The organism is Streptomyces actuosus (assembly GCF_016921115.1).
GTDB classification, from domain to species: Bacteria; Actinomycetota; Actinomycetes; order Streptomycetales; family Streptomycetaceae; genus Streptomyces; species Streptomyces actuosus_A.
Map to the genome: position 1 here is coordinate 113,490 of NZ_JAFFZS010000011.1, position 13,163 is coordinate 126,652.

Consider the following 13,163-nt stretch of genomic DNA (forward strand, 5'->3'; position numbering starts at 1 on the left):
GGTAGTTAGGCCAGCCAGTTCTCTTCGCCATCCGCGTCCTTGCCGGGCGTGCGGTCGTCGTGCGCGCATGGCTGGGGCGGCAGCGGCGCGGAGGGCACTGCCTTGAACAGGGAGGACCTGGGTCGGGCCGGGGAGGGGAGTGGTCAGGGAGTGAGGACGGTGAAGGCGGCCGCGGGGAATCGGCGCCCGTTGACCTGGAGGGCGATCGAGTAGGCGCCGGGTGTCAGCTTCGCGGTGGCCGTCGACCGCAGCACATGGTCCTTCGTGAGCAGGAGTTCGCTGCGGGGCTCGGCAGTGCCACGCAGCAGGAAGTACACCTTCTCGCGCGGCTTGCCAGTCGGTGTCGTCGACGAGATCACGAACATCACGTGCACTGGGACGGCCGCCGTGGTGGTCAGCGTGGCGGAAAAGCTGAGCGTGTCGCCCTCGGTGAGCTCGGTGCGCTCCAGAGTGAGGGGCGACAGGTCGATCGGTGCGTCGTGGGCGTAGCCGAGGAAGGCGTACGCAGCCGGCCAGCCCTTCTTCAACCTGCTGCGCAGGGCCTGCCGGGCGATGAAAGTGAAGTGCTTGTCGGCAGCTCGACCGGAGTCTTTCCAGCGCTGAAGGGTGGCAAGTACCAGGTCCGGCTGCGTATCGGACAGGTCGTGGAGGTGGTTGGCGACCGACGCGCGGACGTAAGTGCTGGAGTCGCCGTAGAGCTGTTCGAGTACGGGCAGTGCCGCGTCAGCCGGCAGGGAGATGCGTGGGGCGCAGGGCAGCAGCGGACGGGTGGCTTCGCTCGCGAGCCGGCGGGTCCGGTAGTCCTCGTCGCGGGCCCAGGCATTGACCGCCTTCATCGTCTCCTCGGGAAAGTCGTTGAGGAAATGCCGCACGGCGACCTCTGCCGAGAAGTACCGGGTGAGGCGCGCTAGAGCGGCCAGGGCCTGGTCCAGGTACTCGCCGGTGCGAAGGTAGCGCGCCACGAAATGGGAGTAGGGCGAGTAGGTGTGCAGGCCGAAGTCGTTCGGCACGCCGGCCGCTTCCGGGGTCGGCGGCAGGGAGCGCAGCAGCACGTCGAGGGCCTGGGAGCCGGTGACCGGAAGGTAGGTGTGCAGGCCCTCGCTGGTCCGGGCGATCCGGGCACCCAGCTCCAGCCGGGGAAGGTCCGCCATCACCGACGTCACGAACTTGTCGGCGTCGAACTCGGGGCATGCGGCGTGGACTTCGCGGCCGATGCGGGCGATGCGCTCAGCGTTGAGAGCGGTCTCTTTCAGGGGAACCTTCGCGGTCATGGGCACACCCTAGGGCCGGCTACGGGGGCAACCTCGTGTTCTCGCCGCAGGTCATCCGGCGGTGTGAACGCGGGGGCTTTCGGCTATCGGACGGCGGCGCGGTACAGCAGCCGGCGGTGGCGGGAGCTGTCGCAGGGGGAGGCGGTGTGGAGGGTGGCGAGGTTGTCCCACACGACCAGGTCGCCCTGCTCCCAGCGGTGGCTGAAGACGTACGGCGCGCTGGTCGTGTGCTCCAGCAGCTCCTCCAGCAGCGCACGGCTCTCCTGCTCGGCGAGCGTGCTAATGCCACTGATCACCATGGAGCCGAGCAGCAGGGAGCGGGCGCCGGTTGCGGGGTGGGTCAGGACGAGCGGGTGTACGACCTCCGGGCTCGCGGCCAGACTCCCGGCCGCGATCGACGACTGACCGCCGCTGGCCTGGCTCTGGAGCGCGCCGAGCTGCTCGATGGAGTGCACCGCGCGCATCGCCTCGATCCGCTGTCGCACCGCCGGGGGAAGGTCGGCGTAGGCGCGGGTCGCATCGGCGAAGCGGGTCTCGCCGCCGCGTGCGGGGGTGATGACCGAGTAGAGCATCGTCGCCGAGGTGAGCTGGGGCTTGAAGCTGTTGTCGGCGTGCCACTCCTCCTCGTTGTCCCCGTCGTAGACGCCGATGTGCTTGCCGTCCTCGACGATGTTGCTGATGACGGTCAGGCCCGGGAAGCCGCCGACGGCGTACCGGCGGTCGACGCTGGTGTCCACCGTCCCGAAACAGGAGGCGACGGTCAGCAAGTCGGCGTGGTTCAGGTGCTGGCGGGGCACGATCAGCAGCCGGTGCTGATGCAGGGCCGCCGCCAACTGCGGCGCGAGGCGCTCGGCGTGTATCGCGAGGTTGGCATCGACGATGGCGCCGAAGCCGCTCTCGTCGAGCGGGCGCAGCGACAGGTCCATCGCTACTCCTTCCGGACGGTCAGAACTGGGGCGAGGGCTGGAAGACGCTGATGTCTTTGACACCGGAGGCGGCCATGCACAGCCGCTCGATGCCGATGCCGAGTCCGACGCTGCCGGCCGGCACACGTCCCGCGTCGATCGCCTCCCTGGCCAGGGCCTGCTCGTCGTCGTACAGGTCCACCGCGCGGGCCCGTTCGACGAACGCGGCCCCGTCGGGCTCGTCCTCGTAGCCGTGGACGACCTCGATGCCGTCGACCAGGACCTCGAAGCGGTTGAGGACGGCCGTCGTGCCGGGTGCCAGGCGGGCGCACGGCTCGTCCCCGCCGACCGGGTACTCGGTCAGGAACAGCGCGGCGCCGGCGCTCTGGGACTCCACCTCGCGTTCCACGTACTGCCCGAGCACTGTCTTGAACGGCACGTCCGCGCTCATGCCCAGGTGGGCGGCCATTTGGGCGGGAAGGTCCCCGAGGGGCTCGCGGTGCAGGTCGATGCCGAACTGGTCGCGGACGTAGCTGGCGACGGAGACGCGCTGCGGGGCGTACGGGATGTGCGGGCCGATCAGCCTCTCGGCGAGCGCCAGGAGGAAGTCGAAGTCCTCGCCGGCAGCGTAGAGATCGAGCATCTGGAACTCGGGCGCGTGCAGCTCGTCGAGCTTCTCGGGTCGGAAGCACGCGCCGATCTCGAAGATGCGCCGGTGGTGCTCCAGGTTCACGCGCAAGGCCGGGCCGATCATCGCCCGCAGGAACCGCCCGCCGTCATGGTCCACCGGCAGACGGCGCCCCGGGCTGAGATCGGCTCTGCGCATCGTCGGGGTGGTCACCTCGACGAAGGCCTCGGCGCGGAGCGTGTCCCGCAGGCTGAACAGCAGGTCGGACTTCATGACGACGGGGTTGAGCACGGGTACTCCTCAAGGCCGTTGTTTCCGGGCGCAGTTCGCGGGAAGCCGGGCCCCACGGTGATCTGTCGTTCAGGTCCTCGGCGGGGCCACAAAGTAGCCGCGCCTGTACGAGCAGTAGAAGCCCTCCCACCGGTCCTGCCACGCCCAACGGGCCCGCAACGAGGCCCGTTCAGGAACAGAGTTCGGCGTTTTCGCAGGTCAACCAGAGTCTGTGCGCAACGGTGACGCAACGGTCCCGTGCAACCGGCGCAACGGCCAGAGCCATTGCGGCCCTCCTCGGCGGAGTCCTAGCGTGACTGACCAAGCGCCCGGCGTGACCACCACGCAACGCTCCTCCACAGGTGGAGGAGACGTGCTCCGGCGCGGCCCTCTCCACCGGCGTGCGCCCACACCACGGCGTGCCGAGCCGACGGTTCAGCACCTCACCGGACCCGCGGCCCGGCAGTTCCACAGCCCGATCACCCGGACTCGCGGATCACCCGCGACCGAGCAGGGAGAACTCGATGACCGCTACCGCTGGAATGACCCCGGACACCGGCCTGAAGGCCGGCATGCGGCCGGACGCCGCCGGTCTGAAGCTCGGGATGCGCCCCGACGCCCCCGGTCTGAAGGCCGGCATGCGGCCGGACGCCGCCGGTCTGAAGCTCGGGATGCGCCCCGACGCCCCCGGTCTGAAGGCCGGGATGCGCCCCGACGCCCCCGGTCTGAAGGCCGGGATGCGCCCGGACGCCGCCGGTCTGAAGGCCGGCATGCGCCCGGACGCCGCCGGTCTGAAGGCCGGCATGCGCCCGGACGCCGCCGGTCTGAAGGCCGGCATGCGCCCGGACAGCGCCCCCGTCGCCGCCTGACACGCGGCTGATCCACCCCTTCGTCGTGCTCCGGCGCGCCCGCCCAACGGCAGGTCACCCGTGCGGCGCGCCCCCCGGGGGGCGCGCCGGAGCCCGGCCCCCCTTTCATCCGCACCGCGTCGACTGGAGAACCTGATGGGCAGCCCCGCCGCCGGCAGGACCCGCAGCGGCACCGGAGCTTCCGGCCCTGTGCGCAAGGCCCTCGGGCAGCAGCTCATCGCCGACCTGGAGAAGCTCTGCGGGCGCCCGACCATCGGCCTGTGGGACGTCACCTGGGACCTCATGGCGATCACCGCCGCAGCGATCGCCGGTCACCTCATCGGTCACGTCGCCGGCCCCCTGCTCGCCGTGTGCTACATCGGGGTGCGCCAGCGCCACCTGTCCAATCTCGGCCACGAGTGCGTGCACTCCAAGCTCATGGCCACCCGCCGCGCCAACCGGATCGTCGGCTACCTCCTGACTGGCCTGCTTGGCGAAGGCTTCGAGCCCTACCGAAGCAGCCACTACGTCCACCACGCCAAGCTCGGCTCGGACGACGACCCGATGTTCCAGTCCTACCGCGCCGGCAACATCCGCGCCGCGGGCCGGGCGCCCAGCCGCCGCGCCTTCGTTCTGCGGGTCATCGTGCGCAACGCTCTGTGGCGGCTGCCGAAGACCGCGGTGCTGGCCCTGGTCACCCGCGCGCCGGGGGAGACCTGGCGGGCCCTGGCCACCCGAGCCGTGCTGTGGACCGGCGTCGTCGCCACGCTGTGGCCCGTGGGCGGCGTGCCGTACCTCCTTCTCTACTGGCTGCTCCCCCTTGTCCTGGTGCGGCCGGTCGTCACCTGGATCACCGATCTCGGCAACCACGCCGGGCTGATCGAGAACGGCGATGTCCTCCTTCAGACCCGTGGCTGGACCTCCCACTGGCTCACCCGGCACCTGCTCGGCGGCCACCTGGACGACATGTTCCACCCCATCCACCACTGGTGCCCTCAGATCCCTTGGCGGCGCCTGCCTGAGGCCCGCGCCCTTGCCGCGCAGAACCTGCCGCGCTTCGGCGAAGTGCCGTGGTGCTCCGGCTACTTCTTCCGGCGGCGCTCCACCCCCGACCAACCGTGCGTGATCGAGGACATCATCACCCGGCTCGCCGCTGCTCCCGGTGCCGCCTGCACCCCGTCCCAGCACGCTTCGGTCGCCTGACCTCGTCCTCGCCCGACCTCCGAACCCTGTACGGCACCGCCCCCCGGCCGCGCACCCGCGCGCCGCAGGCGAGGGGGCGCCGTCACCCGCCGCCGAGGAGGCGGCCCACCATGCCCCAGCCCGCACCTGCCTCGCCGACGGCCCTGAACAGCTTCGACGAGTTCACCCGGCTCGACGAAGTCGTCCTCGGCCGCGCCGAGCATTACGACGCCCACCACACCGACACCTCGTGGCGGCTGTTCTTCTACGACAACGTCGCCCCGGTCCTCGGCCGGCATGCCACCCCGTCAGGGGAGGAACTGCTGCCAATCCCCGGGCAGTTGGTCGACGAGCTCAACGAGGACATCGCCGGCCTGGCCGACGCCCTGACTGGATGCGGGGTGAAGGTCCTGCGGCCGGCGGCGCCCGGCAAGGACATCGACATCCGCTCCCCGCACTGGGACGCCAGGGCCACCCCGCCGCTCAACGTCCGCGACCAGACCATCATCCTCGGCAACACCATCGTGGAGACCGCGCCCCACGTCCGCGCCCGCATCTTCGAGAACGACCTGCTCAAGCCCGCCTTCTACCGCTACTACCAGGAGGGGGCGAACTGGCTGAGCATGCCGCGCCCGGCCCTGGCCCGCGACTCCCTGGACACCGCCTACTTCACTCGCCAGAACCTGGACGTCAGCCGCGCCACCGACAGCGAGAGCGCCGGCGCGATCGAGGGCCTGGGTCTGGAGATGGTCTTCGACGGCGCGCAGTGCATGCGCCTGGGCCGCGACGTCCTGGTCAACGTCGCCAACCACAACCACGAACTCGCCCTGCGCTGGCTGAGGGACAACATCCGCGACCTGCGGTTTCACCGCCTGGACGCGATGGCCGACAACCACATCGACAGCGTCCTGGTCCCGCTGCGCCCCGGCCTGATGCTGCTGCGCTCCCCGGCCTACCTGAAGTACCTGCCCGCGGCCATGCAGTCCTGGGACGTGATCTATGCCCCCGAGACCGACGACAGCAACTTCCCGGACTACAGCGACCTCGGCTTCGTCATCCCCATCGGCAGTCGGTACATGGACATCAACTTGCTGTCCATCGACGAGAACACCGTCGTCGTCAACTCGCTCTACCCGGAACTGATCGAGGTCCTGGAGGGCCACGGGTTCACCGTCGTCCCCGTCCGCCACCGCCACCGGCGGCTGTTCGGCGGCGGCTTCCACTGCTTCACCCTCGACACCGTCCGCCGCGGCGGCCCCGAGGACTACCTCAGCTAACCCCGGCGCCCCCTCGCCACGGCTCCGTCGAACACGGCAGTCCGCCCCGACGTCAGGAGATTCTTGATGGACACCGCCTACCCCTGGCCGCCCGACCAGACCTTCTGGACCGGCACCTTCCCCGACCACACCGCCGGGCGGACCACGCCCTTCCTCTTCAAGGGCATCATCCCCGCCACCGCGGCCGGACCGGACGACGTCCTGGCAGGGTTCGAGGCCATCCGCCGGGCCCACGCCGCTGGCACCGACATCAAGGCGCACGCCCGCGTCTACGTCGGCGAGGACCGCCGCGACGACCTTCTGCCCCAGGCGCTGACCGCCCCGTCCTGGGACGGGGGCGTGGGCGCCTTCGTGCCGTGGATGCAGGACCTCGCCAACGCCGAGCGGTTCTCCCTGGTCATCAACAACCTGGAGACGGTCAGCCCCGCCCTCGCCGCCGGCCTCGGCACCTTCCTGAAGACCCTCATCGACGGGTGGGGCCTGCCGCTGGGCGGCGCCGAACAGGTCGCCTTCGCCGGGAACTACGCGGGCACCGCCTTCGGGATCCACGAGGGCTACGAGGACGCCTTCCTCGTCCACCTCGGCCCCAACGCCAAGAACTTCTACTGCTGGCCCGCCGAGCAGTACGAGAAGCTCACCGGCAGCAAGGAGCCCACCTACGGCGACTACCGCGCGCTGCTGGAGGAAGCCGAGCACTTCCTGCTGGAGCCGGGCGACGCCCTCTTCCTGCCCCGCCGGGTCTTCCACGTCGGCACCCAGGACACCTTCTCCGTCTCGGTGGCCATGCCGCTGTACACCTACCCATACGCGCAGATCCTGCAGAGCCGCATCATCCCGGACGTCCTCGCCGACCTGGCCGGTGACGGGCCCGACGACCCGCTCAACGAGCCTTCCGCGATGGCGGACATGGCCACGGGGCCCGGCGCCGTCGCCGACCGGCTGGCCGGCGTGGGCCGCGAACTGCTGACCGTCGCCGCCGACCGTGTTCGCGGCGTCGCCCGCCGACACGCCGAGCAGCGGTGGGCCACGCTGCTGAGCAACGGCGGCTGGGAACTCGTCGAGGGCGACCTCTCCCGCCAGGAAGCCGCGGACGCCTTCGACCCCGAGCAGGTCACGCCGGGCGCCAGCATCCGCGTGATCGCCCCCTACCAGGTGACCACCCTGCTCGACGACGACGGCGACTCCCACCAGGTCCTGCTGCGCGGCCACCTGCCGGGGATCGCTCTCGACGGCGCGGGCCTGGACCGGGACACCGCCACCGCCCTCAACCGCGGCGACACGCTCGTCCTGCCCGACAACGCCGAGCTCCTGACCGCCGTCCGCGCCCTGGGAGCCACCGGCGGCCTGCACCTGACCCCCCGCCCCTCCGACCTCAAGGACGCCGACGCGTGACCCCCGAAAACAGCCTCGTCCAGGCCTATCTGAAGGCCCACCCCGAGACGCAGAGCGCCGTCAATGGCACCCTGCTGGGCAAGTTCACCTCCGGCACCGCCCTGGTCACCGCGCACCTGGCGCCGCTGGTCGACTGGGCGTACGCGCGGATCGCCGAGATGGTGGGTGCCGCCGACCTCAACGAGCGCCAGGCCCGGATGTACATCGAGGAGCTCTCGGTGTTCGCCCGCTACAACGCCCAGTTCCTCAAGGCGGCCGCCACCGCCGTGGAGGGCTACTGCCCTGAGCTCGCTCACGAGCTGCGCCGCAACCACCTGGAGGAGGGGGGCGAGCGCGGCAAGGTGCCCGCGCACTACGTCCTCTACACCAACGCGCTCCTGTCGGATCTCGGCCTGCTCGTCAACGGCCATGGGCCCGCCCCCGAGACCGAGACGCTGGTCAACCTCCACCAGTGGATGGTCGGCTCGCACATGCCCAGCCACATCGCAGGCGCCTACTACGCCACCGAGGCTGTGGCGATCGCCGAGACCGAGATCCTGCGCGACATCACCAACCGCTACGGCGAGCTGACCACCGGCCGCAGCGGCAGCGAGCTCAAGGCCCTGCACTACTACTACGAACTCCACCTCGACGACGAGCACGAGGCCGCCCAGGTCAGCGGCATGAGCGTCGAGGCCGCCCACATCGAGGGCCTGGCCAGGTTCATCAAGGAGAGTGAACTCTTCCACATCGACCTGCCCCAGGCCCTCGACGGCTGGCTGACGATCACCGAAGGGATGACACACTGGTGGGCTCAACTCGCCCACCGCGCCTCGGAGATGAACTGATGAACGCCACCCCCGACATCGTCGCCGCAGCCCAGGAGCGAACCGGCGGATGCCTGTGCGGACGGGTCCGCTTCACCGTCAAGGGCAAGGCCGTCTACCCGCACACCTGCAGCTGCCCGCACTGCAAGAAGCTCGGCGGCGGACCGATGATGTGGTGGGCCGGCTTCGCCCCCGAAAACGTCACCTGGACAGGCGGCGTCGAGCCGACCTGGTACACCACGTTCGAGGGCGAGGCCCAGCGCGGCTTCTGTCCGAACTGCGGCAGCCGCCTCGCGGCGATCGACAGCGACGTCCCCGAGCTCGGCATCGTCGTCACCGCCCTGGACGACACCAGCGGAGCCGATCTCGTCCCCGTCAACCAGTCCTTCCGCGACGACGCCGTGCACTGGCTGCCCCAGGTCCCCGACACCCAGAAGAGCCCCGTCGCCTGACACCCGCGAGACCTCCGGGAGCCGGCAGCCCTGACCCTGCCGGCCCCCGGACCCGCACCCTCCTGGGACCGTCTGCGCCGGGTCCGGCTCACCGTCCGACCGTCCCGCACCCCGCCCAGGAGACACCATCGTGCTTACTCCGCACGCCACCAGCGAGTACGGCGCCCTGCGCCACGTCGCCATGCGCTACGCCAGCGACGTCACCCCCGACCTCGACGGCCCCGGCGTCCACCCCGTCCTGACCCGCCAGAAGACCACCAGCTCCTGGCAGCCGTACGATCCGGCTACCGTCCGCTCCCAGCAGGACACCCTGATTGACCTCCTTCGCGGCCGCGGCACCGAGGTGACCCTCCTCGACGCCGTGCCGGGGTGCCCGGTCCAGCACTACCCCCGCGACATCGCCTTCGTCATCGACCACGTCCTGGTCATGGCGCGCCTGAACTCCACGCACCGCCTCCCCGAGGCCGAAGCGCTCGCCCCGCTGCTGACCGGCGCCCCGCACGTCGCCCACCTGGACGAGGGCACCATCGAGGGCGGTGACGTCGCCCTGCACGCCGGCACCGTCCTGGTCGGCCTCGGGGAGGAGACGTCCCCCGCGGGCTTGGGGGCGCTGCAACGGGCACTGGCCCACCACGGCGTCGACCGTGAGGTCCGCCCGGTCCGCTTCGCTGTCGACGGCATCGTCCACCTGGACGACCACTTCACCATCGTCGCGCCCGGCACCGCCCTCATCCACCGTGAGGTCTTCCCGCCCGCCGAACTGCACTTCTTCGAGCAGCACTTCGACCTCGTCGACGTCACCGAGACAGAGGCGCGCGCCGTCCAGGCCAACGTCCTGGCGATCGCTCCGGACACCGTGATCGTCACCGCTGGCAGCGACCGCATCGCAGGGCAGCTCGCCGCACGCGGACTCGAAATCCTCACCGTCGACTACTCCGAGGTCACCCGGATCCCCGGCTCGCTGCGCTGCACCACCCTGCCGCTGACCCGCGCCTGATCCACTCCTGGTTCCCGCCCGGCCGCCGCACCGCCGTGCGGTTCTTCGCCCGACTCCTGGAGCTGTCGTGTCCGACCCGCTGCTGCCCGTGCTCCTCGCCGTCCCGGTCGTGGTCCTCGCCTGCCAGGCCGGCGGGCGGGCCGTCAGGCTGCTCGGCCAGCCTCCGGTCATCGGCGAGATCCTTGCCGGAACCCTGCTCGGTCCCTCGCTGCTCGGCTGGCTCGCCCCCACCGTCCAGCAGCACCTCCTGCCGCCCTCGGTCCTGCCCGTCACCTCCGCCCTGGGCACCCTCGGCCTCCTGGCCTTCCTGTTCCTGACCGGACTAGAACTCGACCTGCGCAGCCTGCGCACCACCCGCGGCGCCGTCGCCGCGGTCAGCCTCACCGGACTCCTGCTCCCCATGGCCCTCGGCGCCGCCCTGGCCGCCGCCCTCTACCCGCACTTCGCCCCCGACGGCGTCGAGCGGCTGCCGTTCACCCTGTTCGTCGCCGTCGCCCTGAGCATCACCGCCTTCCCGGTCCTCGCCCGGATCCTCGCCGACCGCGGCCTGGAGACCACGCCTCTGGGAACCTTCGCCCTGGCCTGCGCCGCCACCGACGACGCCCTCGCCTGGTGCCTGCTCACCGCCGCCGTCGCCCTGGCCACCACCGGCACCGCCCTGTCGGCCCTGACCACCCTTGGTCTCACCGCCGCCTTCGCCGCCGGCCTCACCCTCATACGCCCGCTGCTGCGCACCCTGCTCGAGCGCGCCGGCCGCACCGGCGACGAACTCGTCCTGGCCCTCCTCTTCACCGGGCTTTGCCTCAGCGCCTACACCACCGACCAGATCGGCGTGCACCCCGCCTTCGGCGCGTTCCTGCTCGGCGCCGCCGCCCCCCGCGGGCTGCCGGCCGTCGAACGCAGCGCCGCACGCATCCGCACCGTCGTCCTGCCGCTCCTGCTGCCGCTGTTCTTCGTCGACGCCGGCCTGCACACCGACTTCTCCACCCTGCCCGCCGGACAGTGGGGCTGGGGCGCGGCCATCCTCGCCGTCGCCGTCGTCGGCAAGTGGGGCGGCGCGGCCGGTGCCGCCCGGCTCACCGGCTCCGACTGGCGCTGGGCGGCCGCCGTCGGCACGCTCATGAACTGCCGCGGCCTGACCGAACTCGTCGTCCTGGGCATCGGCCTGCAGACCGGCGTCATCACCGAGACCTTGTTCACCCTCCTAGTGATCATGACCGTCATCACCACCGCGGCCACCGCCCCGATCCTCCGGCGCGTGGCCGGCGACGACCCGCGAATGACCCCGCCGGCACCCCACGACGATCCCGAGCGCGCCCCGGCCGGGGAGGCGACCCGATGACCCGCTCCCCGAACCCGGTCCTGGACGCGGTCCTCACCCGGCGCAGCGCACCCCGCCTGACCGAGCCAGCCCCCGGCCCCGCCGAACTGGAGCGCCTCGTCCAGGCCGCGGCGACCGCACCCGATCACGGGCGGCTTCGCCCCTGGCGAGTGGTCGCGGTGAGCGGCGACGAGCGGGCCCGACTCGGCGGCGCGCTCGGCGAAGCCGCCGACACACCGGAACAGGCCCGCCGCGCCGCCGCGAAGCCCCTGCGCGCGCCCCTGCTCCTGACGATCGTGCACCGGCCCGTGCCCAACCACCCGAAGGTCCCCGAGTGGGAGCAACTGGCCGCCACCACCGGCATGGTCACCACCCTCTCGCTGCTCCTGCACAGCCAAGGCTTCGCTTCGATCTGGCGCACCGGCGCCGCTGTCCGGGCACCCCAGGTCCACAAGTACCTCGGCGTCGACGAGGACGAACAGCTCCTGGGCTGGCTCTACGTCGGGACCCGGTGCGCCTCCAACGCCGCCGACCGGCGGCCGCTCGACACCCCCGCCAGGATCACCTGGCACACCACCGGCATCTGAGCCCGTCACCCAGCACACGACACGCCGGCAGTCGCGGCAGCGGAGCTGGGCGGACGCCGAACCTCCGCGAAAGGCAGACCGTGCGCGACATCCAGCACATCGAGATCCCCGGGCACACCCTGAGCGTGCGCGTCGACCCCGGCCCCGAACGAGAGGGCCGCCCCGCCCTGTGGCCGAGCGTGGGGGAGTACCCGATCTACGACCCGTTCCTCTACACGACCATGACCACCGACGACGAGCGCAACCACCGGTTCCGCGCGGCACTGGCGCACCTGGCACCAGACCGGCGGATCCTGGACATCGGAACGGGCCAGGACCTGCTCTGGGCACGCGAAGGCGTGCAGGCCGGAGCCCGGCACGCAGTGGCCATCGAGGTCATCGAGGACGCGTTCCACAAGGCGGCCGCCAACCTGCCGGCCCTCGAGTCCCCGGACCGGATCACGCTCCTGCTCGGCGAGTCGACCAGACTCCGCTTCGCCCCCCGCGCCGATGTCTGCGTCGCCGAGATCATCGGCTCGCTCGCCGGCGCCGAAGGCGCGGCAGCCGTCCTGGCCGACGCCCGCACCCGCCTCCTGGAACCCGGCGGGCTGGTCATCCCCCACCGCGCGGTCACCTTGGCCGCCGCGGTCCGCCTGTCCGACCTGCTCCCCGAACAGCCCGTGGCGTTCGCCGAGGCCGCACTCCCGTACCTACGAAGCATCTTCGGCTGGCACGGCAGCCCCTTCGACGTACGACTCAGGGTCGAGAACCCGCCCGCCGACGCGCTGCTCTCCGAGGGAGCTCCCATCGAGGTGCTCGACTTCAACGGTGACCTGCAGACGCAGCAGCGTACGACTACGCACTTGGCCATCACGCGGTCTGGCCTCGTGGATGGCGTGCTCACCTGGCTCAACCTCTGGTGCCTGCCGGACGAAGAGCCTCTCGACGCACTGAGCATGAAGACGAACTGGGCCACCATCTACTTGCCGCTCTTCGACAGTCCCGTGCCGGTCGAGCCCGGAGATGTCCTGGAGCTCACCTTCGCGGCCGCCCTCAGCGACGACCGTGTTCACCCGGACTATCAGCTCCAGGCTGTCCTGCGCACCGCCGACGGGCAACAGCGCCGCGGATCTCTGATCTCCCCGCATCACGGCGGCGCCTTCAGGTCCCACTCGCTCTACCGGGACCTCTTCCCCGCGGGCTGACCGGCCACCGGGCCGCGGCCTCCGGTACATCGCGGCCCCGGCC

Annotated in this window: 13 protein-coding genes; 9 read left to right on the plus strand and 4 right to left on the minus strand. The window is 71.3% G+C overall.

Going from position 1 to position 13,163, the window contains the following annotated elements:
• Positions 1–143: 143 nt before the first annotated feature.
• The 4 genes from JS756_RS16415 to JS756_RS38840 all read right to left on the minus strand — a co-directional run bounded on the left by JS756_RS16415 (position 144) and on the right by JS756_RS38840 (position 3,946).
• Positions 144–1,271: a YhaZ family DNA alkylation repair protein gene (locus JS756_RS16415; protein ID WP_205383854.1), complete on the minus strand. Its 1,128-nt coding sequence runs from the start codon at positions 1,269–1,271 to the stop codon at positions 144–146.
• An 83-nt stretch (positions 1,272–1,354) separates the two neighbouring features.
• Positions 1,355–2,197, minus strand: coding sequence for a TauD/TfdA dioxygenase family protein (locus tag JS756_RS16420; RefSeq protein WP_205383855.1), 843 nt, complete (start codon positions 2,195–2,197; stop codon positions 1,355–1,357).
• A 19-nt stretch (positions 2,198–2,216) separates the two neighbouring features.
• Positions 2,217–3,095 (minus strand): amino acid--tRNA ligase-related protein, encoded by an 879-nt coding sequence (locus JS756_RS16425; protein ID WP_205383856.1) that lies wholly within the window; start codon positions 3,093–3,095, stop codon positions 2,217–2,219.
• 458 nt (positions 3,096–3,553) lie between these two features.
• Positions 3,554–3,946 carry a hypothetical protein gene (locus tag JS756_RS38840; protein ID WP_498063049.1) on the minus strand — a complete coding sequence of 131 codons (393 nt, stop codon included), beginning with the start codon at positions 3,944–3,946 and terminating at the stop codon, positions 3,554–3,556.
• A gap of 132 nt (positions 3,947–4,078) precedes the next feature.
• Here JS756_RS38840 and JS756_RS16435 point away from each other — a divergent pair, with 132 nt between their 5' ends.
• The 9 genes from JS756_RS16435 to JS756_RS16475 all read left to right on the plus strand — a co-directional run bounded on the left by JS756_RS16435 (position 4,079) and on the right by JS756_RS16475 (position 13,120).
• Complete coding sequence (locus JS756_RS16435; protein WP_205383857.1) at positions 4,079–5,125, plus strand: fatty acid desaturase family protein; 1,047 nt, start codon at positions 4,079–4,081, stop codon at positions 5,123–5,125.
• 110 nt (positions 5,126–5,235) lie between these two features.
• Complete coding sequence (locus JS756_RS16440) at positions 5,236–6,381, plus strand: inosamine-phosphate amidinotransferase 1 (protein ID WP_205383858.1); 1,146 nt, start codon at positions 5,236–5,238, stop codon at positions 6,379–6,381.
• A gap of 66 nt (positions 6,382–6,447) precedes the next feature.
• Complete coding sequence (locus tag JS756_RS16445; protein ID WP_205383859.1) at positions 6,448–7,773, plus strand: JmjC domain-containing protein; 1,326 nt, start codon at positions 6,448–6,450, stop codon at positions 7,771–7,773.
• Positions 7,770–8,600 (plus strand): DUF3865 domain-containing protein, encoded by an 831-nt coding sequence (locus tag JS756_RS16450; protein WP_205383860.1) that lies wholly within the window; start codon positions 7,770–7,772, stop codon positions 8,598–8,600. The genes JS756_RS16445 and JS756_RS16450 overlap by 4 nt, the downstream gene beginning before the upstream one ends.
• Entirely contained in the window at positions 8,600–9,031 is a 432-nt protein-coding gene (locus JS756_RS16455) for a GFA family protein (protein ID WP_205383861.1), read from the plus strand. Before JS756_RS16450 ends, JS756_RS16455 begins: the two co-directional genes overlap by 1 nt.
• 130 nt (positions 9,032–9,161) lie before the next feature.
• Complete coding sequence (locus JS756_RS16460; protein ID WP_205383862.1) at positions 9,162–10,028, plus strand: dimethylarginine dimethylaminohydrolase family protein; 867 nt, start codon at positions 9,162–9,164, stop codon at positions 10,026–10,028.
• Between the two features lie 67 nt (positions 10,029–10,095).
• Entirely contained in the window at positions 10,096–11,370 is a 1,275-nt protein-coding gene (locus JS756_RS16465; protein WP_205383863.1) for a cation:proton antiporter, read from the plus strand.
• A complete protein-coding gene (locus JS756_RS16470; protein WP_205383864.1) occupies positions 11,367–11,936 on the plus strand; it encodes a nitroreductase family protein in 570 nt (189 codons plus the stop codon). The genes JS756_RS16465 and JS756_RS16470 overlap by 4 nt, the downstream gene beginning before the upstream one ends.
• Positions 11,937–12,016: 80 nt before the next feature.
• Entirely contained in the window at positions 12,017–13,120 is a 1,104-nt protein-coding gene (locus tag JS756_RS16475; protein ID WP_205383865.1) for an SAM-dependent methyltransferase, read from the plus strand.
• Positions 13,121–13,163: the final 43 nt, after the last annotated feature.

What these genes read in the sequence shown, in the direction of transcription:
- JS756_RS16415 (WP_205383854.1), bottom strand. Translation starts at nt 1,271, where the DNA reads ATGACCGCGAAGGTTCCCCTGAAAGAGACCGCTCTCAACGCTGAGCGC.
- JS756_RS16420 (WP_205383855.1), bottom strand. Translation starts at nt 2,197, where the DNA reads ATGGACCTGTCGCTGCGCCCGCTCGACGAGAGCGGCTTCGGCGCCATC.
- JS756_RS16435 (WP_205383857.1), top strand. Translation starts at nt 4,079, where the DNA reads ATGGGCAGCCCCGCCGCCGGCAGGACCCGCAGCGGCACCGGAGCTTCC.
- JS756_RS16440 (WP_205383858.1), top strand. Translation starts at nt 5,236, where the DNA reads ATGCCCCAGCCCGCACCTGCCTCGCCGACGGCCCTGAACAGCTTCGAC.
- JS756_RS16445 (WP_205383859.1), top strand. Translation starts at nt 6,448, where the DNA reads ATGGACACCGCCTACCCCTGGCCGCCCGACCAGACCTTCTGGACCGGC.
- JS756_RS16455 (WP_205383861.1), top strand. Translation starts at nt 8,600, where the DNA reads ATGAACGCCACCCCCGACATCGTCGCCGCAGCCCAGGAGCGAACCGGC.
- JS756_RS16470 (WP_205383864.1), top strand. Translation starts at nt 11,367, where the DNA reads ATGACCCGCTCCCCGAACCCGGTCCTGGACGCGGTCCTCACCCGGCGC.